Source organism: Nocardia sp. NPDC058114, assembly GCF_042884695.1.
Classification (GTDB): Bacteria; Actinomycetota; Actinomycetes; order Mycobacteriales; family Mycobacteriaceae; genus Nocardia.
Map to the genome: position 1 here is coordinate 342,263 of NZ_JBHVTK010000001.1, position 24,778 is coordinate 367,040.

Annotated in this window: 24 protein-coding genes and 2 pseudogenes; 20 read left to right on the forward strand and 6 right to left on the reverse strand. The window is 68.2% G+C overall.

What is annotated here, in order from left to right; translation table 11 throughout:
* The first annotated feature begins 28 nt into the window (after positions 1 to 28).
* The 3 genes from ACFVVI_RS01535 (at position 29) to ACFVVI_RS01545 (ending at position 2,829) form a co-directional block, all read left to right on the forward strand.
* On the forward strand, positions 29 to 1,180 hold the full coding sequence (locus ACFVVI_RS01535) for a glycosyltransferase (RefSeq protein WP_378988515.1): 1,152 nt from the start codon (positions 29 to 31) through the stop codon (positions 1,178 to 1,180).
* A 229-nt stretch (positions 1,181 to 1,409) separates the two neighbouring features.
* On the forward strand, positions 1,410 to 1,601 hold the full coding sequence (locus ACFVVI_RS01540; protein ID WP_062988054.1) for a DUF3046 domain-containing protein: 192 nt from the start codon (positions 1,410 to 1,412) through the stop codon (positions 1,599 to 1,601).
* Between the two features lie 7 nt (positions 1,602 to 1,608).
* Positions 1,609 to 2,829, forward strand: coding sequence for a phosphotransferase (locus ACFVVI_RS01545; RefSeq protein WP_387442394.1), 1,221 nt, complete (start codon positions 1,609 to 1,611; stop codon positions 2,827 to 2,829).
* Positions 2,830 to 2,840: 11 nt separating this feature from the next.
* On the opposite strand, the gene ACFVVI_RS01550 is transcribed toward ACFVVI_RS01545, so the two are convergent.
* Positions 2,841 to 3,356, reverse strand: a complete 516-nt coding sequence (locus ACFVVI_RS01550; protein WP_378988519.1) for a CGNR zinc finger domain-containing protein — start codon at positions 3,354 to 3,356, stop codon at positions 2,841 to 2,843.
* Between the two features lie 129 nt (positions 3,357 to 3,485).
* On the opposite strand from ACFVVI_RS01550, the gene ACFVVI_RS01555 reads away from it, so the two are divergent.
* The 12 genes and pseudogenes from ACFVVI_RS01555 (at position 3,486) to ACFVVI_RS01610 (ending at position 14,739) form a co-directional block, all read left to right on the forward strand.
* Positions 3,486 to 3,947: a VOC family protein gene (locus ACFVVI_RS01555; protein WP_387442396.1), complete on the forward strand. Its 462-nt coding sequence runs from the start codon at positions 3,486 to 3,488 to the stop codon at positions 3,945 to 3,947.
* Between the two features lie 38 nt (positions 3,948 to 3,985).
* Positions 3,986 to 4,867, forward strand: a complete 882-nt coding sequence (locus ACFVVI_RS01560; protein ID WP_378988523.1) for a pyridoxamine 5'-phosphate oxidase family protein — start codon at positions 3,986 to 3,988, stop codon at positions 4,865 to 4,867.
* A gap of 19 nt (positions 4,868 to 4,886) precedes the next feature.
* Positions 4,887 to 5,336: a nuclear transport factor 2 family protein gene (locus tag ACFVVI_RS01565; protein WP_387442398.1), complete on the forward strand. Its 450-nt coding sequence runs from the start codon at positions 4,887 to 4,889 to the stop codon at positions 5,334 to 5,336.
* A 172-nt stretch (positions 5,337 to 5,508) separates the two neighbouring features.
* The gene (recA, locus tag ACFVVI_RS01570) at positions 5,509 to 6,546 is read left to right on the forward strand and encodes a recombinase RecA (protein WP_067460620.1); all 1,038 of its coding nucleotides are present in this window, start codon (positions 5,509 to 5,511) and stop codon (positions 6,544 to 6,546) included.
* Positions 6,547 to 7,063: 517 nt separating this feature from the next.
* A pseudogene (locus tag ACFVVI_RS01575) lies at positions 7,064 to 7,510 on the forward strand (regulatory protein RecX); the annotation flags it as partial.
* Positions 7,511 to 7,726: 216 nt separating this feature from the next.
* A pseudogene (locus ACFVVI_RS01580) lies at positions 7,727 to 7,885 on the forward strand (recombination regulator RecX); the annotation flags it as partial.
* Between the two features lie 205 nt (positions 7,886 to 8,090).
* On the forward strand, positions 8,091 to 8,741 hold the full coding sequence (locus ACFVVI_RS01585) for an ABC transporter permease (RefSeq protein WP_378628265.1): 651 nt from the start codon (positions 8,091 to 8,093) through the stop codon (positions 8,739 to 8,741).
* Positions 8,734 to 9,903 (forward strand): ABC transporter ATP-binding protein, encoded by a 1,170-nt coding sequence (locus ACFVVI_RS01590; protein ID WP_387442401.1) that lies wholly within the window; start codon positions 8,734 to 8,736, stop codon positions 9,901 to 9,903. Before ACFVVI_RS01585 ends, ACFVVI_RS01590 begins: the two co-directional genes overlap by 8 nt.
* A 247-nt stretch (positions 9,904 to 10,150) precedes the next feature.
* Positions 10,151 to 10,924, forward strand: coding sequence for an ABC transporter permease (locus tag ACFVVI_RS01595; RefSeq protein WP_378989117.1), 774 nt, complete (start codon positions 10,151 to 10,153; stop codon positions 10,922 to 10,924).
* The gene (locus ACFVVI_RS01600; protein ID WP_387442403.1) at positions 10,921 to 11,901 is read left to right on the forward strand and encodes a glycine betaine ABC transporter substrate-binding protein; all 981 of its coding nucleotides are present in this window, start codon (positions 10,921 to 10,923) and stop codon (positions 11,899 to 11,901) included. Before ACFVVI_RS01595 ends, ACFVVI_RS01600 begins: the two co-directional genes overlap by 4 nt.
* A gap of 174 nt (positions 11,902 to 12,075) precedes the next feature.
* Positions 12,076 to 12,936 carry a 3-hydroxyacyl-CoA dehydrogenase gene (locus ACFVVI_RS01605; protein WP_387442405.1) on the forward strand — a complete coding sequence of 287 codons (861 nt, stop codon included), beginning with the start codon at positions 12,076 to 12,078 and terminating at the stop codon, positions 12,934 to 12,936.
* A 36-nt stretch (positions 12,937 to 12,972) separates the two neighbouring features.
* Complete coding sequence (locus tag ACFVVI_RS01610) at positions 12,973 to 14,739, forward strand: oleate hydratase (protein ID WP_387442408.1); 1,767 nt, start codon at positions 12,973 to 12,975, stop codon at positions 14,737 to 14,739.
* 57 nt (positions 14,740 to 14,796) lie between these two features.
* On the opposite strand, the gene ACFVVI_RS01615 is transcribed toward ACFVVI_RS01610, so the two are convergent.
* From ACFVVI_RS01615 to ACFVVI_RS01630, 4 genes are all read right to left on the reverse strand, one after another.
* A complete protein-coding gene (locus ACFVVI_RS01615) occupies positions 14,797 to 15,687 on the reverse strand; it encodes an amino acid ABC transporter permease (RefSeq protein ID WP_387442410.1) in 891 nt (296 codons plus the stop codon).
* The gene (locus tag ACFVVI_RS01620) at positions 15,684 to 16,355 is read right to left on the reverse strand and encodes an amino acid ABC transporter permease (RefSeq protein ID WP_378626608.1); all 672 of its coding nucleotides are present in this window, start codon (positions 16,353 to 16,355) and stop codon (positions 15,684 to 15,686) included. The genes ACFVVI_RS01615 and ACFVVI_RS01620 overlap by 4 nt, the downstream gene beginning before the upstream one ends.
* A gap of 92 nt (positions 16,356 to 16,447) precedes the next feature.
* Positions 16,448 to 17,284, reverse strand: coding sequence for a glutamate ABC transporter substrate-binding protein (locus ACFVVI_RS01625; RefSeq protein WP_378988538.1), 837 nt, complete (start codon positions 17,282 to 17,284; stop codon positions 16,448 to 16,450).
* 35 nt (positions 17,285 to 17,319) lie between these two features.
* Positions 17,320 to 18,048 carry an amino acid ABC transporter ATP-binding protein gene (locus ACFVVI_RS01630; RefSeq protein WP_378655486.1) on the reverse strand — a complete coding sequence of 243 codons (729 nt, stop codon included), beginning with the start codon at positions 18,046 to 18,048 and terminating at the stop codon, positions 17,320 to 17,322.
* A 241-nt stretch (positions 18,049 to 18,289) separates the two neighbouring features.
* On the opposite strand from ACFVVI_RS01630, the gene miaB reads away from it, so the two are divergent.
* Positions 18,290 to 19,846, forward strand: coding sequence for a tRNA (N6-isopentenyl adenosine(37)-C2)-methylthiotransferase MiaB (gene miaB / locus ACFVVI_RS01635; protein ID WP_378988540.1), 1,557 nt, complete (start codon positions 18,290 to 18,292; stop codon positions 19,844 to 19,846).
* A gap of 89 nt (positions 19,847 to 19,935) precedes the next feature.
* Positions 19,936 to 20,535 (forward strand): hypothetical protein, encoded by a 600-nt coding sequence (locus ACFVVI_RS01640; RefSeq protein WP_378988542.1) that lies wholly within the window; start codon positions 19,936 to 19,938, stop codon positions 20,533 to 20,535.
* Between the two features lie 57 nt (positions 20,536 to 20,592).
* Here the strand turns inward: ACFVVI_RS01640 and ACFVVI_RS01645 are convergent, their stop codons facing one another.
* On the reverse strand, positions 20,593 to 21,972 hold the full coding sequence (locus tag ACFVVI_RS01645) for a DUF349 domain-containing protein (RefSeq protein ID WP_378988544.1): 1,380 nt from the start codon (positions 21,970 to 21,972) through the stop codon (positions 20,593 to 20,595).
* Between the two features lie 263 nt (positions 21,973 to 22,235).
* Here ACFVVI_RS01645 and ACFVVI_RS01650 point away from each other — a divergent pair, with 263 nt between their 5' ends.
* The 3 genes from ACFVVI_RS01650 to ACFVVI_RS01660 are packed head-to-tail and all read left to right on the forward strand — an operon-like array spanning position 22,236 to position 24,777.
* Positions 22,236 to 23,009, forward strand: coding sequence for a hypothetical protein (locus tag ACFVVI_RS01650; RefSeq protein WP_387442415.1), 774 nt, complete (start codon positions 22,236 to 22,238; stop codon positions 23,007 to 23,009).
* The gene (gene miaA / locus ACFVVI_RS01655; RefSeq protein ID WP_387442417.1) at positions 23,006 to 23,944 is read left to right on the forward strand and encodes a tRNA (adenosine(37)-N6)-dimethylallyltransferase MiaA; all 939 of its coding nucleotides are present in this window, start codon (positions 23,006 to 23,008) and stop codon (positions 23,942 to 23,944) included. The genes ACFVVI_RS01650 and miaA overlap by 4 nt, the downstream gene beginning before the upstream one ends.
* Complete coding sequence (locus ACFVVI_RS01660; RefSeq protein ID WP_387442418.1) at positions 23,941 to 24,777, forward strand: TrmH family RNA methyltransferase; 837 nt, start codon at positions 23,941 to 23,943, stop codon at positions 24,775 to 24,777. The genes miaA and ACFVVI_RS01660 overlap by 4 nt, the downstream gene beginning before the upstream one ends.
* Position 24,778: the final 1 nt, after the last annotated feature.

Genomic DNA, 24,778 nt, shown 5'->3' on the forward strand with positions numbered 1-24,778 from the left:
GGGTCTGGCGGTATGGCAGGGTGGGCGGATGCGAATAGCTGTGGTGGCCGGGCCCGATCCAGGGCATGCGTTTCCCGCGATCGCGCTGTGCCTGCGATTGCTGGCCGCGGGCGACGAACCCGTGTTGTTCACCGGGCCGAGATGGCTGGATCAGGCGCGCTCGGCGGGGCTCAGCGTGCGCAAGCTCAAGGGCCTCGCGCCGCGCCCCACCGACGACGACGCCGACGCGGGGGCCCGGATCCACGAGCGCGCCGCCCACATCGCTACCGAGAACCTGCCCGAACTCAGCGCGATGCTGCCCGACCTGATCGTCTCCGACGTCCTCACCGCGGGCGGCGGGATGGCGGCCGAGCGGCTGGGCCTGCCGTGGGTCGAGTTGTCACCGCACCCGCTCTACCTGCCGTCGAAAGCCTTGCCGCCCATCGGTAGTGGCCTGGCGCCGGGGGAGGGTATGCGTGGCCGGATGCGCGACGGTGTCCTGCGCACGATGACCGCGCGCGCGGTCCGCAACGGACATCGTCAGCGTTCGGCGGCCCGCGAAACCATCGGCCTGCCCGCCGAGGACCCCGGTCCCGCCGCGCGCCTGGTCGCCACCCTGCCCGCGCTGGAGATGGACCGCCCGGACTGGCCTGCCGACACCCACGTCGTCGGGCCGCTGCTGTGGGAACCGACCGATGCCGTGCTTGCGCTGCCCCCCGGCGATGCGCCGTTGGTGATGGTGGCGCCGTCGACCGCGCACACCGGCGTCGCCGATATGGCCGATATCGTCCTGTCCGGCCTGGCCGGACTCGGTGTGCGCGCGGCCATCTCGACCCTCGATACGCCGCCCGCCGATCTTCCCGACTGGGCCACCGCCGGCCTGGGCCGCCAGGACGAACTGCTCACGCACGCCGCGGTCGTCGTCGGCGGTGGTGGACACGGCCTGCTCGCCAAATCCCTGTCCGCGGGCGTGCCGGTGGTGACCGTCCCCGGCGGCGGTGACCAGTGGGAACTCGCCAATCGGGCGGTGCGACAGGGCAGTTCGGTGCTCGTGCGACCGCTCACACCCGAGGCGGTCGGTGCCGCGGTGCGTCAGGTACTCGACGACCCCGCCTATGCCGAAGCGGCTCGGCACGCCGCCGCCGGTCTGGCGGAAGTCGAAGACCCGGTCCAGATCTGTCACGACGCCGCGAAGCGGTAGTTCGACCCCGGTCCAGCCGAGTTCGAGGGCCTGGTCCCGGTCTGTCACGACGCTGCGAAAGCGGTAGTTCGCCGCCGGATCCCGTCCGTCGTGCGTCTCTGGGCGTTAGCACAGACGAGTCGGAGAGTGGCCCTGAGCAGGGTGTGCTCGGACGATCCTGGGTGTCGCGACGGAGGTGCGCTGAGCGGGGCCCTGTCGGCTCTGGTCCAGCGCGAGTATCTTGGGCAACGTGCGATTGACCGAATTCCAGGAGCTGATGCACACCGAGTTCGGCGTGGCGCGCGCCGACGCCATGCTGACCGATCACGTGATACCCCAGCTGGGGCGCACGGGGGCGGTGGCGATCGACAATGGTGTCGACCCACGCGACGTCTGGCGGGCGCTGTGTGCCGACTTCGACGTACCTCCGAACCGGTGGTGACCAGGAAATGGCCGTGACAGCGCAGAACCCGGACACGCGACCGTATCGGTTCGACGAGCGGCTGCGGATGATCCCGGTCGACGCCGAAACCCTCGCGGCCAGGGTCGCCCTCGCCGACCCGCACGATTTTCCCGGCCTGCGCAGGCTCGGCATCGCGCTGATGCTGCTGGGGCGCTACGACGAGGCCCTCGACCGGCTCGATCAGGCCCTCGAACTGGCCGACACCGAGCGGCGCCGGATCACCGTCTGGATCAACCTGGCCGATGTCTACCGCTATCACGGCGAGCCGGGGCACGCCGAGATCCTCTACCGCCGGGCGCTGCACGCCAGCCGCGCGCTCGACCCCGAGCTCGTCTCCTTCGCCGCCCACCACCTGGGCAAGTCACTGGCCGAACAGCACCGTCCGCTGGAGGCGCGCGAGCTGCTCAACGAGGCCATGCGGCTGCGGGTGGCCGACGGCGATTCCGAACTCATCGAGTCCACCCGCGCGGCCCTCGACCATCTCGACGAGCTGGCCGTGCCGCTGCCGCCGGTGATCGAGGAGCTCCTCGGGCCGGTGCCGGAGTGGTCCGACGATCACGAGGGCTGTGACGGGAACCTGGTGCGGTCGGGTGAGTACTGGATCAAGCGTGGTCCGCGGGCGGTGGCCGAGCACGCCCGGCTGACGTGGTTGCGCGACAACGGGATCGCGGTGCCGGACGTGGTCGCGTTCGCCGAGGACGTTCTCGTTCTCGCGGATGCCGGTGGATCGCTCGCCGGACAGACCGATCCGGCCGAAGTCGGTGCCCAGATGGGCCGCGCCCTGCGGTCGTTGCACGACCTCCCGGTGCCGAGTTGCCCCTTCGCGGGTGGTCTGGATCTCAGCCTCGCCCGCGCCCACCGCCATGTGGTCGAGGGCTTCGTCGACCCCACGGATTTCGACGACGATCATCGCGACCTCTCACCTGTCGCGATACTCGAGCGCCTGCGGGAGCGGCGCCCGGCCACCGAGGATCTGGTCGTCACGCACGGCGATTTCACGCCGGGCAATGTGCTCACCGGCGGCTTGCTCATCGATGTCGCGACGCTGGGCACCGGCGACCGCTATCGCGATCTGGCGCTGGCCGAGCGCGACCTGGCCGGGGACTTCGGCACCGAGGCGGTCGCGGCCTTCTACACCGCCTACGGCCTGACCGAACCCGACCGCGTCAAGCTCGACTACTACCGGCTGCTCGACGAACTGTTCTGACGAGGCGCTGCTCAGCTGGTCTTGGCGTAGTGGCGCGCGGCCTTGGTGCGGTTGCCGCAGGTCGCCATCGAATGCCAGCGGCGGGTGCCGTTCTTGGACGTGTCGTAGAAGAACAACACGCAGTCGGGATGCGCGCATTGGCGGATCCGCTGCGGTGCCTGCGCGATCAGGTGCAGCAGATTGTCGGCGGCGAGCCAGCCGGGTAGCCACGCCGGGTCGTCGACCTCGGGGATGTCCTGTGGCCCCTCGTCGGTGAGCTCGCGCCGGATTCGCCCGTGGTCGAGGACCTTGTTCAGTGCGGTGTGATCGGCGCGAGTGACGGCGTCGTGCACGGCCGCGCGCGCGGTGTGCAGCGCGGTGAGGGCGTGGTTGTCGGCGGGTACGCGGTCGGCGAGCCCGAGGAGCTCCAGCCAGGTGCGCAGCCCGTCGAGATCGGCGAGCAGGTCGCCGGGTTCGGCGCCCGCCCACCGGGTGTTGAGCAGGTCGAGAGCAGGGGGTTCGCCGGTGTGCGGACGGGGATCGCGCATGCCCGAGGTTATCAACACGCCCCTCCTAACTGTCTAAAAGTATTTCAAGGGTTGACGAAGCGGGTGGGCTCATTCTATGTTCTAACTGTTCAACAACCGATAGGCAGTTAATCATTCCGGGAGGAAACCATGACCACCGTCGCCGCACCTGTGCTCACCACCGGTCATATCGGACTCAACGTCGCCGACCTCGACCGTTCCGTCGACTTCTACCGCCGTGGCCTCGGCTTCGAACAGCTCGGCACCGGCGCCGACGGCGAACAGCGCTGGGCATTCCTCGGCCGGGGCGGTGCGCTGGTGCTCACGCTGTGGCAGCAGAGCAGCGGCGAGTTCTCCACCAGCACGCCGGGCCTGCATCACCTGTCGTTCCAGGTCGACGACGTCGACACGGTGCGGGCCGTCGAGTCGGCGCTGCGCGCGGTCGATGCCGAGTTCTTCCACGACGGGGTGGTCGCCCACGGTGAGGGCGCGTCCTCCGGTGGCATCTTCTTCGCCGATCCCGATGGCATTCGCCTCGAGGTGTTCGCGCCGCTGGGCGCCGATACCGCTCCCGCGCCGGCCGGACCCGCCCCGACGTGCGGATTCTTCTGACCCACGGGCAATTCACGTCGTAGACAGGGAGGGTGAGGATGTTTCACTCCGGAGAACTGGCTGTGCAGCAACGCCTGGGGCAGGCCGACGCGGCTGCTCGCGTCGGCCGTTCGATCCGAACCGGGATTCCGGCGGTCGCCGCGTCCTTCCTGGCCGAGCAGCCGATGGTGGTGCTCGGTGCCGCCGATCCGGCGGGGCGGCTGTGGGCGAGCCCGCTCACCGGTCCCGCCGGGTTCGTGCACGCGATCGATGACGCGACCATCGACATCGACACGCTGCCCGAGACGTCGGATCCGCTCTCGGCGGCGATGGCGGGTGACGTCGACGTCGGGCTGATCGCCCTGCAGCCGCAGCGCCGCAGGCGGATGCGCGTCAACGGCACATCGGTGGTGCGCGACGGTGGACTGCGGATCACCACCGAGCAGGTCTACGCGAACTGCCCGAAGTACATCTCGCGCAGGCAGATTCGGGAGGTGTCCGCCGCCGGGGAGCCCGGCCCGGTGTGGCGTGGCACGGCGCTCACGCCCACCGCGGTCGAGATGGTGGGGGCCGCCGACACCTTCTTCGTCGCCACCGCCGACAGTGACGGGCACGCCGACGCCTCACACCGCGGTGGCAATCCCGGTTTTCTGCAGGTGCTGTCGCCGACCCGGTTGCGCTGGCCGGACTATCGCGGCAACTCGATGTTCATGACGCTGGGCAACCTCGCCGTGCAACCGCGCTGTGGGTTGCTCGTCGCCGACTGGTCGACCGGCGCGCTGCTGCAGCTCACCGGCCGCGCCGAATTAGTCTGGGACAGCGCGGCATTCACTACCGGCGCGCAGTGTGCTGTCGACTTCACCGTCGAGGAGGCGATCGAACGGCCCGGTGCGCTCGCTGTGCGCTGGGGGCCGCCCGAGCTCTCCCCGAACAACCCCTGATCACATCGAAAGGTCTTCCATGCGTCCACCATTGCCACCCTTTGATCTCGACTCCGCGCGCGCGAAGGTGCTCGCCGCCGAAAATGCCTGGAACAGCAGGGATCCCGAACGCGTCGCCGCCGCGTACACCGAGGATTCGGTCTGGCGCAACCGCGACGAGTTCTTCACCGGCCATGCCGCGATCGTCGACTTCCTCACCCGCAAATGGTCGGCCGAGAACGGCTACGCGCTGCGCAAGGATCTGTGGGCTTTCCACGACAACCGCATCGCCGTGCGCTTCCAGTACGAATGGCACGACGAATCGGGGCAGTGGTGGCGCAGCTACGGCAACGAGCAATGGGAGTTCGCGGCGGACGGGCGGATGGCACGGCGCGAGGCCAGCATCAACGACGTGCGCATCGAACAGTCGCAGCGGCGGATCTTCGGGCCACGCGCCGAGGGCGACGACTCGGTGCTGCCGCAGCGCTGACGACCGGTATCGCTCCCGGATTGCTGGTCGGAGCGGCTGCTTCGCGTGTTGCCGGGCGCGTCGCTTGACTCGAATGGGTGTTCGACTAACCTGGGCGCCAGAACTTGTCGGTGCCGGCCTCTACTGTGGGCGCCAACCAGAGAGACACTCACCTCGAGAAGGGGCACACATCATGGCACCGCAGGCCTACGATCGCGACAAAGCGCTGGAACTGGCACTGGCGCAGGTGGAGAAGAGCTTCGGTAAGGGTGCGGTCATGCGCCTGGGCGAGGAGACCCGCCAGCCGATCGCGGTCATCCCGACCGGCTCCATCGCGCTCGACGTCGCGCTCGGTATCGGTGGGTTGCCGCGCGGTCGCGTCGTGGAGATCTACGGCCCGGAATCCTCGGGTAAGACCACCGTCGCGCTGCACGCCGTCGCCAATGCCCAGGCCGCGGGCGGTGTCGCCGCCTTCATCGACGCCGAGCACGCCCTCGACCCCGACTACGCTCGCAAGCTGGGCGTCGACACCGACGCGCTGCTGGTCTCCCAGCCCGATACCGGTGAGCAGGCCCTGGAGATCGCCGACATGCTGGTGCGCTCCGGCGCCATCGACATCCTCGTCATCGACTCCGTCGCAGCCCTGGTGCCGCGCGCGGAAATCGAAGGCGAGATGGGCGACAGCCACGTCGGCCTGCAGGCCCGCCTCATGAGCCAGGCGCTGCGCAAGATGACCGGTGCGCTCAGCAACTCCGGCACCACCGCCATCTTCATCAACCAGCTGCGCGAGAAGATCGGCGTCATGTTCGGCTCCCCGGAGACCACCACCGGTGGTAAGGCGCTGAAGTTCTACGCCTCGGTCCGCCTGGACGTGCGCCGCATCGAGACCCTCAAGGACGGCAGCGACGCGGTCGGCAACCGCACCCGCGTGAAGGTGGTCAAGAACAAGGTCGCCCCGCCGTTCAAGCAGGCCGAGTTCGACATCCTCTACGGCCAGGGCATCTCCAAGGAGGGCTCGCTCATCGACATGGGTGTCGAGCACGGCTTCATCCGCAAGTCCGGCTCCTGGTACACCTACGAGGGCGACCAGCTGGGCCAGGGCAAGGAGAACGCCCGCAAGTTCCTGCTGGAGAACACCGACGTGCGCGACGAGGTCGAGAAGAAGATCAAGGAGAAGCTGGGCATCGGCGCCGTCCTGACCGCCGAGGCCGACGCGCCCGCCGACTTCTGAGCCGATGACCACGCCGAGCCCCGGCGGCCACCGCGATTCGGCCGACCCGGTCGAACAGATGCGCAGGCAGCTGGCTCGCCTCGGTATCGAGGTCGAGCCGGAGCCGGTCATACCGCCCGCGGTAGGGCGCGGCAGGGGCACGGCCGATGAACTCGTCCGGTCGGCTCGTGACACACGAGCCGACCCGGACGCGGAGAGGATTCGGTCGGGTGCGGGCGATCCGCAGCGCGCGCACCCGACCGGATTCACCGATTTCACCGATGGTGACAAACCACCGCGTTTCGCTGCGCGGGTTGGTGATGATCATGAAGAGTGGGGGAGCGAGGGTCGGCGACGACCCCGCGGCGCACGACGCGAACGCAAGTCCGCGCGGCGCGACGAAGTCTCCCTGTCGACCGTCGTCGGTGGTGACGACGGACGGCAGGCGGATCCGGTGGCGGCCGGATCCCAGCCGGGAGAGCCCGACAGGCGGGCCGGCGCACGCCGGCTCGCCCCGGGCGACCGTCCCGATGCGACCTTGGAGCAGGCCAAGGACGTGTGCCTGCGATTGCTCTCGGTACGTGCTCGCAGCCGCGCGGAATTGGAGAAACGACTCGGCGAGAAGGGCTTCCGTATCGAGGTGACCGAGGCCGCTCTCGAGCGGTTCACCGAGATCGGCCTGATCAACGACGCCTCGTTCGCTGAACAGTGGGTCCACGAACGGCACACCTACTCCGGCCGGGGCAAGAAGGCTCTCCACCGTGAATTGCGCGAGAAGGGCGTCGCCCCGAGCGACGCGGAAGAGGCGTTGTCGATGGTCACCGACGACGCCGAAAACGCTCGCGCCGCCGACCTGGTCCGCCGAAAACTACGCACCCTTCCCCGGGAGATAGAACGCGACAAGGCAGTCCGCCGACTCGTCGGCATGCTGGCCCGCCGCGGCTACGACCAATCCACCGCCTTCGCCGTCGTCACCGCAGAGTTGGACGAAGCGGGGTTCGAACGCACCGCGCCCCGCCCCCCTCGTGCTGCCGGCGAGGGGGAGCAGGCGCCACCTACCGACGCGGCAGGTGGCTCGTGGCGGACACGCCGTTCGCTGTCGCGCGGTGCTGGTTTTTCGGACGCCGACGAAACCGCCGGTGAGACGGACGAAGCGGATAGCGCCCGCCCCTCGCGCCCGGCTCCCGGCGACGAACAGGCCGCGATCGACCTGGTTCGGCGCAAACTCCGTTCCATGCCCGCCGATCTGGACCGCACCAAGGCGACACGACGCCTGGTCGACATGCTCGCCCGCCGCGGCTACAGCTCGTCAACGGCCTTCGCGGTGGTGAAAGCGGAACTGTCGCAGGCGGATCGGTGAGGTCCGTGGAGACAAGCGCCGAACTGCCGCGAGGGCGGTACGCGGCGCGTAAGATGATCACGCTTGGCGAAACCTGTTTCAGCGCAGGCTGATTCGCCGCGTCGGTGACGATGCGGATGTGGGGAAGGGATGTTTCACCCGGTTCGGGGTGGGAAATCCGGGGAGCAGGGCCGTAGGCGGCCGCCGAACGACGGGGAGGTGGACCCTGGACGCGTTGTGGTCGTTCGTGGTGAACCGGCGTGAGCAATTGCTGGTCGATTCCTATCTGCATGTGTCGGCGGTGGTGCAGTCGCTGGTGCTGGCGACCGTGATCGCGGTGGCACTCGGGATACTCGTGTATCGAAGTCCGCTCGGGTCAGCTGCCGCTACCGCGATGGCGGGGGCGATTCTGACGGTGCCCTCGTTCGCGTTGCTCGGGTTGCTGATTCCGTTTCTCGGGCTCGGCGTCGGGCCCACGATCGTGGCCCTGGTGCTCTACGCGCTGTTGCCGATCCTGCGGAACACGGTGCTCGGGTTGTCGTCGGTGGATCCGGCGGTGACCGATGCCGCGCGCGGTGTCGGGATGAACCGGTTGCGCCTGCTGACCAAGATCGAACTGCCGCTGGCATGGCCGTCCATTCTCACCGGAATGCGGGTCAGCACCCAGATGATCATGGGCATCCTGGCACTGGCGGCCTACGCGAAGGGGCCCGGCCTCGGCAACGTGATCTTCTCCGGACTCTCCCGCCTCGGCAGCCCGAACGCGGTGCCGCAGGCACTCACCGGCACCGTCCTCATCGTCGTGCTCGCACTCGCACTCGACGGCGTCCTGGTTCTGCTCGGACGGCTCACTATTCCGAGGGGAATTCGTGACTGACATCGAAACCACCAACGCGGCACGCGCTTCCGCGGTCTCCGGGGTCGAGATCGTCCTCGACCGGGTCACCAAACGCTATCCCGAACAGCCCGAACCCGCGGTCGAGGAGGTCTCCATGACCATCCCGGCCGGGGAGATCGTGGTGCTGGTCGGCCCGTCCGGCTGCGGCAAGACCACCACCATGCGGATGATCAACCGGCTGATCGAACCCACCTCGGGCACCGTCACCATCGGTGGCCGCGACGCGGGCGCGATCGACGCCGACGAATTGCGCCGCGGCATCGGCTATTCGATCCAGCAGGCCGGGCTGTTCCCGCACATGACCGTCGCCAAGAACATCGCCACGGTGCCCGGCCTGCTCGGCTGGGACCGCCGCCGCACCGCCGAGCGCACCGACGAGATGCTCACCCTCGTCGGCCTCGACCCCGGCACCTACCGCAACCGCTACCCCCGCCAGCTCTCCGGTGGACAGCAGCAGCGCGTCGGTGTGGCCAGGGCACTGGCGGCCGACCCGCCGGTCCTGCTGATGGACGAGCCGTTCGGCGCCGTCGACCCGATCACCCGTGGGCTGTTGCAGGACGAATTGCTCCGGCTGCAAAGCGAACTCGGCAAGACCATCGTCTTCGTCACCCACGACTTCGGGGAAGCGGTGAAGCTGGGCGATCGTATCGCCGTCCTCGGCGACCGCTCCCGCATCCTGCAATACGACACCCCCGCCGCGATCCTGGCGGCCCCCGCCGACGAGACGGTCGCCGGGTTCGTCGGCGCGACCGCCACCATCGACCGCCTCGGCCTCACCGTCCTCGCCGACCTCGACCTGGACCAGGGCATCACCGCCACCGACGACACCACCCCCGCGGCCTTCACCGCCGCCCTGCGGGACGCGGACCGCACCTGGGGCATCGTCCTCGACGCCCAGCGCCGCCCGCTCCGGCGAGTGACGACCGGCGAACTCGCCCACGCGGATTCGCCGCGCGACCTCGGCACCCCGATCGGCGCCACCCTCCCCGCCGACGCCACGCTGCAAGACGCGCTGGCCGCGCTGCTCACCGAACGCACCGCTTCCGCCGTCGTCGTCGACAACACCGGGACCTACGCCGGAACCGTCACCGTCGACACCCTCATCAACCACCTCGCCGCCACCGAATCGGCGCCGGCATGACGACCGAATCGCATCGATGGCCGGCCTCCTACGAACCTGCGGTGCCCGCAGGCCGTGCCGCGCATGATCGTGGTCCACACAGGGTGTGCCTGGTTCTCGCCGGCTCGGTGTCGGCGAGCCGAACCAACCAGATCCCGGGTGTCCGTGGTGTCGGAGCACAGTGGTCAGCGCTACGGTCACTGGTCGAATCGGACCGGGTGAGGAGATCGATATCGTGACGAATTCTGTTGCCACCTCTTCGCGTTCGATCGTCGACGTCCCCGCCGCGACCGCTGCCCCCGCCACCCAGCGTCGCGCGGAATACCTCCGCCTGCTGGCTCAGCCGGTGATCGTGCTGATCCTCACCGTGGGGGTGCTGGTCTGGGCGTTCCGGCGCGATCTCACCGTCACCCAGCAGGCCAGCATCAGCGTGCGCAATGTCGCCCAGGTGACCTGGCAGCACATCTTGATCACGGCGGCGGTCGTGCTCATCGTCGTGGTGCTGGCCGTGCCGCTCGGGACATTGCTCACCAGGCACCGATTCCGCCGTCTGGCCCCGATTTTCGTCGGCATCGCCAATATCGGGGCATCGGCGCCGGCGATCGGCCTGATCGTGCTGTGCTACCTGGTCACCCGCACCACCGGGTTCTGGGTGGGTGTCGCGCCGATCGCGTTCTGCTCGCTGCTGCCGGTGCTGCGCAATACGATCCTGGGCTACCAGGAGGTCGACCCCGCCCTGATAGACGCGGGCCGGGGACAGGGCATGTCGGCGGGACTCGTGTTGCGCCGCATCGAGTTCCCACTCGCGGTGCCCTACATCCTGGCCGGCCTGCGGACTTCGTTGGTGCTGGCCGTCGGCACCGCCACCCTGTCGTTCATGGTGAGTGCGGGTGGACTCGGCATTCTCATCGACACCGGTTACAAACTGCGCGACACCGTGACTCTGACGCTCGGCGCGGTGCTCGCCGTCGCGCTGGCGCTGTTCGTCGACTGGCTGGGCGCGCTGGCCGAACAGTTTCTCGGTCCGAGGGGGTTGCGGTGAGATTCACCGGATTGTTGCGCGGACTGGTCCCGGTGCTGAGCGTCGTGGTGCTCGCGAGTTGCGGTCTGCAGTCGGGTGGTTCGGTGCCGCTGCCCGTGGGACCGGGCAGTATCGAGCCGGTGCCGGAACTCGACGGTGTCGCGGTGACGGTGGGCTCCAAGGACTTCACCGAGGCCAACATCCTCGGCTACATGATCGAATTCGCTTTGACGGCCGCAGGCGCGAATGTGCGTGACCTGACCAATATCCAAGGCTCCAACAGCTTGCGCGACGCGCAACTGAACGGCCAGATCGACATCGCCTACGACTACACCGGCACCGGCTGGATCAACTACCTCGGCAAGGAGAAGCCGATCCCCACCGAGGCGGCGCAGTTCGACGCGGTCCGCGACGCCGACCTGGCCGAACACAACATGGTCTGGGCGGCGATGGCGCCGATGAACAACACCTACGCCCTGGTCACGAGCAAGGGCACCGCCGAGGAAACCGGCGTGCGTACGCTGTCGGACTACGCGAAACTCCTCGCGAAAGATCCCGCTGCGGCGGCCACCTGCGTCGGCACCGAGTTCAACGTCCGCCCGGACGGCTATCCCGGTCTGGCTGCCGCCTACGGGATCGACCCGGGCAAGGCTCAGCGCCAGATCGTCCAGGACGCGCTCGTCTACCAGGCCACCGCCGACGCGAAGCAGTGCCGCTTCGGCTCGGTCGCCGCCACCGACGGCCGCATCCCCGCGCTCGAACTGGTGCTTCTCGAAGACGACAAGGCGTTCTTCCCGAAGTACAACGCGTCGCTGGTCATGCACCGCGATTTCGCCGACGCGCACCCCGAGGTCGTGCAGGTGATGGCGCCGATCTCCGCCCGCCTCACCAACGAGGTGATCACCGAACTCAACCGTCAGGTCGACATCGACGGTCGCGAACCCGCCGATGTCGCCCGCGACTGGATGGTCGCCGAGGGCCTCGTCACCGCCGGCTGACCCACTGTGCCGGTTTGCCGAACTGTTACCAGCATCTGCCCGAGATGTCCGGAACGCGTGGGTCGCTCACACCAACACCTCAGCTTCTCGGTCCATGATGGACGGCGGTAGAGACACCGGAAACCAGGACGCGTAGCGGTGGGGGTGCCCGCGTCCAGACTGGGAGGCTGACGCATGACCATCGAATTCCGCAAGGTGACAGTCCTCGGGACGGGGGTGCTCGGATCCCAGATCGCCTTCCAGACCGCCTTCCACGGGTTCGACGTCACCGCCTACGACATCGACGACGCGGCGCTCACCGCCGCACGCACCCGATTCGATGGACTCGCCGCGGTGTATCAGCAGGACGTGGCAGGCGCCGATGCGAGCAACACCGCGGCGACCGCGGCGCGCATCACCCTGACCACCGACCTGGCCACCGCGGCGGCCGAGGCGGACCTCATCATCGAGGCGGTGCCGGAGGTACTCGAGATCAAGCGCGACCTGTACGGCAAGCTCGGTGCGCTCGCGCCCGAACGCACCGTGTTCGCGACGAATTCCTCGACGCTGCTGCCCAGCGACATCGTCGACTACACCGGGCGCCCCGATCGGTTCCTGGCGCTGCACTTCGCCAACCACGTCTGGAAGTTCAACACCGCCGAGGTGATGGGCACCGAGCAGACCGATCCGGCGGTGTTCGCCGCCGTGGTGGAGTTCGCGAAAGCGATCGGCATGGTGCCGATCGAATTGCACAAGGAGAAGGCGGGTTACGTCCTCAACTCGCTGCTGGTGCCGTTCCTGAATTCCGGAATCGAGCTCGCCGCGGGCGGATACGCCGAACCCGCCGCGGTCGACGAGACCTGGCGCATCGCCACCGGCGCACCCATGGGCCCGTTCCAGATCCTCGACATCGTCGGCCTGACCACTCCGTACAACATTCTGATCAACGGCAGCGCCGCCCACAAGAAGCTCGCGGCCTGGCTCAAGGAGAACTACATCGACAAGGGCAAGCTCGGTGCCGCCACAGGAGAGGGGTTCTACCGCTACAGCGCTTAGTCCCGCTCGACTTTCCGGAACGGACAGAGGAGACGGATGTACTACAGCAGTGGCAATTACGAAGCGTTCGCCCGGCCGCGCAAACCCGAAGGGGTGGACGCCAAATCGGCCTGGTTCGTCGGTGCCGGGCTGGCCTCGCTCTCCGGCGCGGCGTTCCTCATCAGGGACGGGCAGCTGGCGGCCGACAAGATCACCGTGCTGGAGCGGCTGGCCTTGCCCGGTGGCGCGCTCGACGGCATCAGGGAACCGAAGAAGGGTTTCGTCATTCGCGGCGGGCGCGAGATGGAGAACCACTTCGAATGCCTGTGGGACCTCTATCGTTCGGTGCCGTCGATGGAGATCGAGGGCGCCAGCGTGCTCGACGAGTTCTACTGGCTCAACAAGGACGACCCGAACTTCTCCCTGCAGCGGGCCACCGTGCAACGGGGCCAGGACGCGCACACCGACGGCTTGTTCACTCTCACCGATCGCGCGCAGAAGGACATCGTGAAGGTGTTCCTCGCCACCCGCGAGCAGATGGAGAACAAGCGCATCGACGAGGTGTTCGGCCCGGACTTCCTGGCGAGCAACTTCTGGCTGTACTGGCGCACCATGTTCGCGTTCGAGGAATGGCACAGCGCGCTGGAGATGAAGCTGTACCTGCACCGGTTCATCCACCACATCGGTGGCCTGCCCGACTTCTCCGCGTTGAAGTTCACCAAATACAACCAGTACGAGTCGCTGGTGCTGCCGCTGTACCGGTGGCTGCTCGACCAGGGTGTGCGATTCCGCTTCGACACCGAGGTCACCGACGTCGACTTCGACATCAGCGGGCCGCGCAAGCAGGCCACCCGGCTGCACTGGGTGTCCGAGGGTGTCGAGGGCGGGGTCGACCTGACCGCGGACGACCTGCTGTTCGTCACCATCGGCTCGCTCACCGAGAACTCGAACGAGGGCGATCAGCACACTCCCGCCCGGCTCGACGAGGGACCTGCCCCGGCCTGGGATCTGTGGCGGCGCATCGCCGCCAAGGACCCCGCGTTCGGCCATCCGGAGGTCTTCGGCGGCCACATCCCGGAGACCAAATGGGAGTCGGCCACGGTCACCACCCTCGACGAGCGCATTCCCCGCTACATCCAGAAGATCTGCAAGCGAGACCCGTTCAGCGGCAAAGTGGTCACCGGCGGCATCGTGACGGCGAAGGACTCGTCCTGGTTGATGAGCTGGACGGTGAACCGGCAGCCGCACTTCAAGCAGCAGCCCGCCGATCAGATCGTGGTGTGGGTGTACGCGCTGTTCGTCGATCGGCCCGGCGATTTCGTGAAGAAGTCGATGCAGGACTGTACGGGCGCGGAGATCACCCAGGAATGGCTGTACCACCTGGGTGTTCCCGAAGCCGAGATCCCGGAGATGGCCGCGGACGCCGCGACGTGCGTCCCGGTGATGATGCCGTATGTCACCGCGTTCTTCATGCCGCGCCAGGCCGGTGACCGCCCCGACGTGGTGCCCGCGGGCGCGGTGAACTTCGCCTTCATCGGCCAGTTCGCGGAGACCACCCGCGACTGCATCTTCACCACCGAGTACTCGGTGCGCACCGGTATGGAAGCGGCCTACACGCTGCTCGGTGTCGAGCGGGGAGTGCCGGAGGTCTTCGGCTCCACCTACGACATCCGGTCGCTGCTCGCGGCGACCAGCAAGTTGCGCGACGGCGAGGAGATGAGCCTGCCCGGACCTGAGTTCGTCCGCAATCGACTGCTGAAGAAGCTCGACGACACCGAGATCGGGCCGCTGCTGCGCGAATTCGGCCTCATCGGCGAGGACTAGGAAACGACAATCGGGGCCCGATCCGGACGGATCGGGCCCCGATTGTCGTGGGTGGGACTACTTCTTGGTGATGTCCACGCCGGGCGCGGCGTCGGCGAGGATCGAGTCGGCGGCCAGCACCGCGCCACCGCTCTTCTTCCGCGACCGCAACCGCTTTTCCAGTGTGGTGGCCAGGAAGCTCAGCGCCATGTTGAGCGAGATCATGATCAGCGCGATGACGATCAGCGCGGGGATCGTGTTCTGCAACGACGCGCCTTCTTGCTGACCCGACCGCACGAGCTCCACGTAGGTGATCTGGTAGCCCAGCGCGGTGTCCTTGAGGACAACGACCATCTGCGAGACCAGTGCGGGCAGCATGGCCGTGATGGCCTGCGGCAGCAGGATCAGCCGCATGAGCTGGTTCTTGCGCAGCCCCAGCGCCACGGCGGCTTCGGTCTGTCCCTTGGGTAGCGACTTGATGCCCGCGCGCACGATCTCGGCGATGACCGCGGAGTTGTAGATGATCAGCGCGATGACCACCGCGGCCAGCGCGAGCTGATCGGACGGGAACAGGTCGTAGTCGCCGAACACCGCGAACAGGAAGATCATCAGGATCAGCACCGGGATCGCCCTGGCGAACTCGACGATCGTGCCCGCGACCCAGCGCACCCACGCGTGGTCCGACAGGCGCAGGATCCCGAAGATCATGCCGAAGAACACCGAGCCGATGATCGAGATCACGGCGGCGGTGAGGGTGCCTTCCAGACCGGGCAGGAGATAGGTTTCCCAGATCTCGGACTGGAGGAACGGCTTCCACTTGGCCGCGGTGAACTGGCCCTTGTCGGCGAACGCGTCGTAGAGCCACCAGCCCGCGCCGACCAGCACGACGACGACCAGAACCGAGTACAGGTTGTGACGCAGCCGCGCGCGGGGCCCCGGAGCGTCGAACAGAACCGAAGCGCCGCTCATCGTGCCACCTCGTATCGCTTGGCCAGCCAGCCGAACAACAGCCCGGTCGGCAGGGTGAGGACGACGAAGCCGAGCGCGAAGATCGCACCGATGGTGAGAATGGCGGCTTCGTTCTCGATCATCGCGCCCATCAGGTACGCGGCTTCGGCGACACCGATGACGGAGGCGACCGTCGAATTCTTGGTCAGCGCGATCAGCACACTGCCCAGGGGCGCGATGACGGCCCGGAAGGCTTGGGGCAGCACGATCAACCGCAGGTTCTGGGCGAATCCGAAGCCCAGCGACCGGCCCGCTTCGGACTGGCCGAGCGCGACGGTGTTGATGCCCGAACGCAGCGATTCGCAGACGAAGGCGGCGGTGTAGACGCTCAGGCCGATGATCGCCCAGCGATAGTTGATGACCTTGATCTCGTCACTGCCGAGTTTCCACCCGAGGGTGCTGTACAGGCCGAGCGAGGTGAATACCAGGATCAGGGTGAGCGGAGTGTTGCGGAAGACCGCTACATACGCCGCGCCGACCCAGCGCGCGACCGGAATCGGGGATACGCGCATGCCGGCGACGACGGTACCGATGACGAGCGCACCGATCGCCGAGAAGAAGGTGAGTTTGATGGTTACCCAGAACGCATCGAGGATTTGGTTGTCATACCTCGAGATCAGGTCGAACACGGACGCGCGTCCTCCGATCGGTGTGAAAGCCAGCAGGACAACACCGCATCGGTGACCCGGGAAACCCCGGGCCACCGATGGTCAGTGGTTGATCAGTAGCGGTCGACGGTCGGCGGTGCGGGCACCGCGATACCGGTACCCGCGAAGTTCTTCTCCTGCGAGGCCTTCCACGAACCGTCATCGATCATCGCCTGGATGGCGTCGTTGACCTTGCCGCGCAGCTCCGAATCGCCCTTCTTCAGGCCGATGCCGTACTTCTCGGTGGTGAAGGGCTTGTTCACCAGCTTGAAGGTGCCCGGCGACTGCGCGGCGTAACCGGCCAGGATGACGTTGTCGGTGGTGACCGCGTCGATCGCACCGCTACGCATCGCCTCGATGCACAGCGAGTAGGTGTCGTAGGTCTGCAGCTGCGCCTGCGGGTAGTTCTTCTCGATGTTCTGGGCCGGGGTGGAGCCCTTCACCGAGCAGACCTTCTTGCCCGAGAGGGAATCGGGGCCGGTGATGTCGGTGTTGGCGGCCGGGACGAGCAGGTCCTGGCCCGCGATGTAGTAGGGGCCGCCGAAATCGACCTTCTCCTTGCGCTTGTCGTTGATCGAGTAGGTGGCCACGACGAGGTCGACCTGACCGTTCTCGATCAGCGTCTCGCGCTGCGCCGACGGCGATTCCTTGAAGGTGAGGTTCTCCGGCTTCACGCCGAGCTTGTCGGCGACGTACTTGGCGACGTCGACGTCGAAGCCGCTGTAGGTGCCGTCGGTATTGCGCAGGCCCAGACCCGGCTGGTCGAACTTGATGCCGATGGTGAGCTTGCCGTCCTTGGCGTTGTCCAGCGCCGACTTGTTGTCACCGCCACCACAGGCCGCGGTGACGGTGGCTGCCAATACCAGTGCCGCTGCGCCGATTCCGACGCGCATCGCACGATTGATCCTCATGGGTTTCCTTCTCCTTGTGACAATGGTGCTGCGAGTCAGTGACTGAGAATCTTGCCGAGGAAGTCCCTGGCGCGTTCGGATTTCGGTGCGGTGAAGAACGTTTCGGGCGCGGCGTCTTCGACGATCTCGCCGTCGGCCATGAACAGCACGCGGTCGCCCGCACGGCGGGCGAAGCCCATCTCGTGGGTGACCACGAGCATGGTCATGCCTTCCTTGGCCAGCGCCACCATCACGTCGAGCACCTCGTTGACCATCTCGGGGTCGAGCGCCGAGGTCGGCTCGTCGAACAGCATGACCTTGGGATCCATGGCCAGTGAGCGGGCGATCGCCACGCGCTGCTGCTGGCCGCCCGAGAGCTGGGCCGGGTACTTGTCGGCCTGGTTGGCGATGCCGACCCGCTCGAGCAGGGCGAGGGCGTGCTTGCGCGCCTCGTCCTTCTTCTTTCCGCGGACCTTCGTCGGCGCCAGCATCACGTTCTCGAGGATGGTCTTGTGCGCGAACAGGTTGAACGACTGGAACACCATGCCCACCTCGGCGCGCAGCGCGGCGAGAGCCTTGCCCTCGTCGGGCAGTGCGACGCCGTCGATGGCGATGTCACCGGAGTCGATCGGTTCGAGGCGATTGATCGTGCGGCACAGGGTGGATTTCCCCGAACCCGACGGGCCCAGGACGATCACGACCTGCCCACGGGGCACTTCGAGGTGGATATCGCGCAGGACATGGAGCTCACCGAAGTGTTTGTCCACGTTGCGCATCGAGATCATCGGCGGAGCAGCGGTGGTGGCTGCGGCGTCGGCGTTCCCGTTCGCGGGTGCGGCGTCGTCGGTCATGGTCAGAAACCTTATGTCCATTCTGGAGAATTGCCCGGCTTTCGAAGACATGCCGTGACGGCACGCCGAAACGACACCTGCTGGTAACCCGGCGGCTGCCCGTTACCTTTGCGTATTATCGCGCGAACGCAACCGTGACGCGCATCACACTCAGGGCTGCCCGTACCCTGGACAGGTGGATTCGACGGTTCAGGACGCGACTGAGGGCGCGACGCAGCACAGCTCTGTGGCGCAGCGCAGCTATGAGGTTCGCACATTCGGCTGCCAGATGAACGTGCACGACTCCGAACGCCTGTCCGGGCTGCTCGAGGACGCGGGCTATGTCAAGGCCGCCACCGGAGAGACGCCCGATCTGATGGTGTTCAACACCTGCGCGGTGCGCGAGAACGCCGACAACAAGCTCTACGGCACGCTCGGTCAGCTGGTCCCGGTCAAGCAGGGGCGCCCCGGCATGCAGATCGCCGTCGGCGGCTGCCTGGCGCAGAAGGATCGCGAGACCGTGGTGCGCAAGGCGCCGTGGGTCGACGTGGTGTTCGGCACCCACAACATCGGTTCGCTGCCGGTGCTGCTCGAGCGGGCCCGTCACAACGAGCAGGCGCAGGTGGAGATCCTCGAATCGCTCGAGGCTTTCCCGTCGACGCTGCCCGCCAAGCGGGAGTCGGCGTACGCGGGCTGGGTGTCGATCTCGGTGGGCTGCAACAACACCTGCACGTTCTGCATCGTGCCCGCACTGCGTGGCAAGGAAGTGGATCGCCGTCCCGGAGACGTGCTCGCCGAGGTGCAGGCGCTGGTCGACCAGGGCGTGCTGGAAGTAACCCTGCTCGGACAGAACGTCAACTCCTACGGCGTGAACTTCGTCGATCCCGAGCAGCCGCGCGACCGTGGCGCGTTCGCGCAGCTGCTGCGCGCGACCGGACAGATCGAGGGCCTCGAACGCGTGCGGTTCACCTCCCCGCATCCCGCGGAGTTCACCGACGATGTGATCGAGGCGATGGCGGCCACCCCGAACGTCTGCCCGCAGCTGCACATGCCGCTGCAATCGGGTTCGGATCGGGTGCTGAAAGCGATGCGCCGTTCTTACCGCAAGGAGCGTTTCCTCGGCATCATCGACAAGGTGCGCGCCGCGATGCCGCACGCGTCGATCACCACCGACATCATCGTGGGCTTCCCCGGCGAGACCGAGGAGGACTTCCTCGAGACCCTCGACGTGGTCCGGCGCGCCCGCTTCACCAGCGCCTACACCTTCCAGTACTCCAAGCGTCCCGGAACTCCGGCCGCCGACCTGCCCGATCAGCTGCCCAAGCAGGTCGTGCAGGAACGCTTCGAACGCCTGATCGCCTTGCAGGACCAGGTCTCCTGGGAGAACAACCAGGCGCTCATCGGCACCGAGGTGGAACTGCTCGTCGCCGAGGGCGCGGGCAAGAAGAACGCGGTGACCGCGCGGATGAGCGGTCGTGCGCGCGACGGCAGGCTGGTGCACTTCCGGCCCGGCGACGTGACCGGCATCCGGCCGGGCGACATCGTCACCGTCGACATCACCGAGGCGGCGCCGCACCATCTCATCGCCGACAGCGCGGTGAAATCGCATCGGCGTACCGCCGCCGGTGACGCGCACGAACGCGGCATCACGCCCAAAACGGCGCCGATCGGTGTCGGTCTCGGGTTGCCCCGGATCGGCGCGCCGATCATCGAGACGGTCGAGAGCGGCTGTTCGACGGGGTGCTCGTCGTGAGCGACGACAAATCTACTACCGGTCGTAGTGGGTCGGATGCGAACGGCGCGTCCGGTGATGGCACAGTGGGACCCGCCAACGACCAGCCTGTGGACAGGAGCGGACACGCGGTGAACCCGGCGCGCAACGACGAGGATTTCGAACAATTCCGCGGTGAGCTCGACGCGGTCGAGCGCCGCATCGCCGGTGAGATCGACCCCGGCGCGCGAGCGCTGGTGGTGGCGGGCGCGGTCTTCGCGCTGCTGATCTCGCTGGTCCTGCCGACCGCCGGTACGGCGCGCGGCTTCGACGTGCTGCTCGCCACCGATGCGGCGGGGGTCGAACACATCGGCCTGCCGTCGCGGATCTTCGTGTGGCTGGTCATCGTCTTCGGTGTCGGCTTCTCGCTGCTGGCGCTGACCACCCGTCGCTGGGTTCTGGCCTGGATCGCCTGCGCGGGGTCGGCCGTGGGCTCGGTGTTCGGTGTGCTCTCGATCTGGCACCGCCAGACCCCGGGCCTGGGCAACTACCAGGGCGCGGGTCCGGGGATCGGCCTCATCCTGGGCACCCTCGCGATCATGGTGCTCACCTTCCACTGGGTTCGGGTGGTGTGGAGCCGCACCGCCGTGCAACTCGCCGCGGAGGAACAGCGTCGCACCGCGGCCCGCGAAGCCGAGGATCGCGACCGCAAGCGACTCAGCGGCGAATAGTCCTGCGAGACAAGAAAACCCCCGACCGAATCGGCCGGGGGTTTCTTTCTGTCGCGCTCACAGATTGCTGACTGCGCCCTCTGCGGCTTCGGCCCATTCGCGCCACTGCTGTGCCTGCTCGAGCGCCTTCTCCGCATCGCGCTTCTTGCCCGCCGCGGTGGCCTTGGCGGCCTGCTCCTCGAACTGGGCGACCCGCTCACGGAACTGCGCGGCTCGCGCGACGGCCTCGGGATCGGAACGACGCCACTGCTGATCGGCCGCGTCGCGAACCCGCTTCTCGATGGCGCGCAGCTTGGCTTCGAGTTCCTGCATGCGCTCGCGGGGGACCTTGCCGATGGCGTCCCACTTGTCCTGCAGCTCGCGCAGCGCGTTGCGGGCGGCGTCCACGCCGTTGGCCGGGTCGATGTGCTCGTAGGCGGCCAGCAGTTCCAGCTTGGCGGCGGCGTTGTGATCGAACTCGGCGTCGCGTTCGCTGACCGCCGCGTTGCGGGCGGCGAAGAACACATCCTGGGCGCTCTTGAACCGTCGCCACAGCGACTCGTCGGCCTCGCGCGGTGCCCGGCCCGCGGCCTTCCACTCGGTGAGCAGGTCGCGGAACACCGCGGCGGTGCCGGTCCAGTCGGTGGAGTCGGCCAGCTCCTCGGCGCGCACGCACAGCTCTTCCTTGCGCGTCTTGGCGGTGGCGCGTTCGCGGTCGAGGTCGGCGAAGTGGGCGCCGCGCCGGCGGTTGAACGCCTCACGGGCCTTGGAATAGCGCTTCCACAGTGCGTCGTCGACCTTGCGGTCGACCCCGCGAATCGACTTCCACTCGTCGAGGATCTCGCGCAGCCGGTCGCCCGCGGCCTTCCACTGGGTGGATTCGGCGGCGATCTGCTCGGCCTCGGCGGCGAGAGCTTCCTTGCGCTCGGTGTGCTCGTGGCGGGCGCGGTCCTTCTCCTCCTTGGCGTGCGCGGCGGCTTCCTCGGAATGTTCGGTGATGACCTGTAGCCGAGCGGCGAGGCCGTCGATATCGCCGATGACGGCCGCCGTCGGCAGCGTCTCGGCCAGTGCCAGCGCGGCGGCCTTGGTCTTGCGGGCATCGGCCCCCGCGGCCAGCCTGGCCTCGAGCAGCGCGACCTCGGTCGCCAGATCGTCGAAGCGGCGGCCGAAGTGCGCCAAGCCCTCGGCGACGTCGCCCGCCTGCCAGGAGCCGACGATCCGTTCGCCATCCGCGGTCCGCACCCAGGCGGTGCCGTCTTCGTCGACGCGGCCCCACTTGCCCGGGTCGGTGGCACTGGGCACGATCACGGCGTGCGGATGCGGTTGATCGGGGCCCGGCGCCGGTTTCACGGCATGGGGTTTCGGCGGACGCGGAGCATTCCCGCCGGGCTTGGGGGTACCGGACGGTCGCGGGGCCGGACCTGGGGTGGGCTTCGCGGTTCCGTTGCTGTCGGTCATTGCTCTCCGTCCCTGCCGCGCGTCACGGCTGCCTGGTTACGCCCTAGCACATCCCATTGAACCCGGTTCGAGCCGCGGAAACCATCGATCCGGAGGATCGAATAGCGGATTTCCTGGGATTTCGTCCCGGACGACGTGGGTAGTCGCACCTGAAAACACTAGCAATCTCGGCGGGCATCCCTACGCCGGACACTCGCAGACCGCCGCGCGCCCGCGCCGCGCCGGATGTGGGCCCCGGTGCGCGCTGCGGCTACGGTTACCGCGTGTTCTCGATAGCGGCCCTGGTCCCGTCGCCGCCGATGCTGGTGCCCGAACTGTGTGGGCGAGTCCCGGTGTCCGGCAGCGATCCCGACGATCCGACCGTGGTGCTGCGCGCGGCCGCCCTCGACGCCGCCGCGGCCCTCGCCGAGGCCGCCGACCGGTGGGTCGTCGTCGGAGTCGGTAGCCATGACCTGACCTACGGTTCGGCGACCCGGGGGACCTTCCGTGGGTTCGGCGCCGACGTCGTCGTCGGGCTCGGCCCGGCGGGCGAGGACCCCGGTCCAGCAGACGCTCAGCTTCCCCTTCCGGTACTGGTCGCCGGATGGTTGCGGGAGCAGGTCGCGCCCCGGATCTCGGTGCGGGCCCGGCTGTTCGCCGCGGGCACGCCTGCCATCGATTGCGCCGCGGCGGGCGCCGCGCTGCGCGCCGAACTGGACAGCGAGCAGGACCCGTGCGCGGTGCTCGTCGTCGCGGACGGTGCCGCGACGTTGACGGTCAAGTCGCCCGGCTATCTCGACGAGCGGGCCACCGCTGTTCAGCACGACCTCGACGCGGCGCTGCGCACGGGTTCGCGGGCAGGCTTGTCCGCGCTCGAGCCGGACCTGTGCGCGGCGCTGCTCGTCGACGGACGCGCTGCCTACCAGGTACTCGGCGGTCTGTTCGCCGCCGATTCGGCCGATCCGCGGGTCCGTACCCTGTACCAGGGCGCACCCTATGGCGTCGGCTACGACGTGAGCGTGTGGCAACCGGGTGGACGGGAAGGGATCGACGAGTGACGAGCAGACCGATCGCGGTCGTCGGCCCCACCGCCACCGGGAAATCCGACCTCGCCCTCGATCTCGCCACCGAACTCGGCGGCGAGATCGTCAACATCGACGCGATGCAGCTCTATCGCGGGATGGATGTCGGCACCGCGAAACTGCCGCCCGACCAGCGACGCGGTATCCCGCACCACCTGCTCGACGTGCTCGATGTCACCGATACCGCGACCGTCGCCGCCTACCAGAGCGCGGCCCGCGCCGTCGTCGAGGACATCATGGCGCGCGCGAAGACCCCGGTCATCGTCGGCGGTTCGATGATGTACGTGCAGGCGCTGCTCGACGAGTGGGATTTCCCGGCCACCGATCCCGAGGTCCGCGCCCGCTGGGAAGCGCTCCTGGAGGAGGGCGGGGTGCAGGCGCTGCACGCGGCGCTGCGCGAGGCCGACCCGGTCGCCGCGGCGACCATTCTGCCCACCGACGGGCGGCGCATGGTGCGCGCGCTCGAGGTGGTCGAGCTGACCGGTCGCCCGTTCGCCGCTTCGGCCCCGACCATCGGCGCCCCGCGCTGGAACACCGCGATTCTCGGCGTCGACCGGGAGACCGCCGCCCTCGATGCCCGCATCGAGACCCGCACCGCCCTGATGTTCGAACACGGTCTGGTCGACGAGGTCCGCGGTCTGATCGACCGGGGCCTGCGCGAAGGCCAGACTGCCCGCCGCGCGATCGGCTACGCCCAGGTGCTGGCCTACCTCGACGACGAATACGATCTCGGCCACGCCCGCGAACGCACCCTGATCGGCACCCGCCGCTACGTGCGACGGCAGCGGTCGTGGTTCCGCCGTGACCCCAGGGTCTCCTGGGTCGACGGTGCCGATCCCGAGCTCGCCGCGACCGCGCTGGCCCTGCTCTCCGAAGCGAATACCGACCCGATAGGACGGACAGCGCAGTGACGCGACGAGTGAGTACCCGCAACGCCTCGGTGCAGGTGTGGCAGGCATACCTCAACAACCGGACAAAACGTCATCGTGACGGCCGGTTCCTCGTGCAAGGCGTGCGCCCGATCACGCAGGCCCTGGCCAATGACTGGCCGCTGGAAACCCTGCTCTACCGGCTCGGTGGCCCCGAACTGTCGAGCTGGGCGCGCGAGATCCTCGACACCGCCGACGTGCCGCAGGTGGGCCTCGTGCCCGAGCTCATGGCCGATCTGGGAGAGAAGGCGGCGAGCGCACCGGAGATCGTGGCGGTCGCGGTGTCGCGACACCGCGATCTGGCCGACTACGCACCCGGTGAGCCAGGGGAGGACGCCCCGGTGGTCGTCGTGTTCGATCGCCCGAACTCGCCCGGCAACCTCGGCACCTTGATCCGCTCGGCTGATGCCTTCGGCGCTTCCGGGGTGATCGTCACCGGCCACGGCGCCGACCAGTTCGACCCGCAGGCCGTGCGCGCCTCGACCGGCTCGCTGTTCGCCGTGCCGGTGCTGCGCGCGGCGGGCCCCGGTCAGGTGCTCGAATTCCGCGACCGCCAGGCGGCGCGCGGCATCCCCACCCGCATCGTCGGCACCGATGAACACGCGCCGGGCACCATCTACGACCACGACTTCACCGAGGCGACGATCCTGGTCGTCGGCAACGAGACCACCGGCATGAGCTCGGCCTGGGCCGACGCGTGCGACGACCTGGTCACCATCCCGATGGGCGGCACCGCCAGTTCGCTCGGCGCGCCGTCGGCGGGGGCGATCAGCCTCTACGAGATCGCCCGGCAGCGGCGTACCTTCGCCCGGTAGT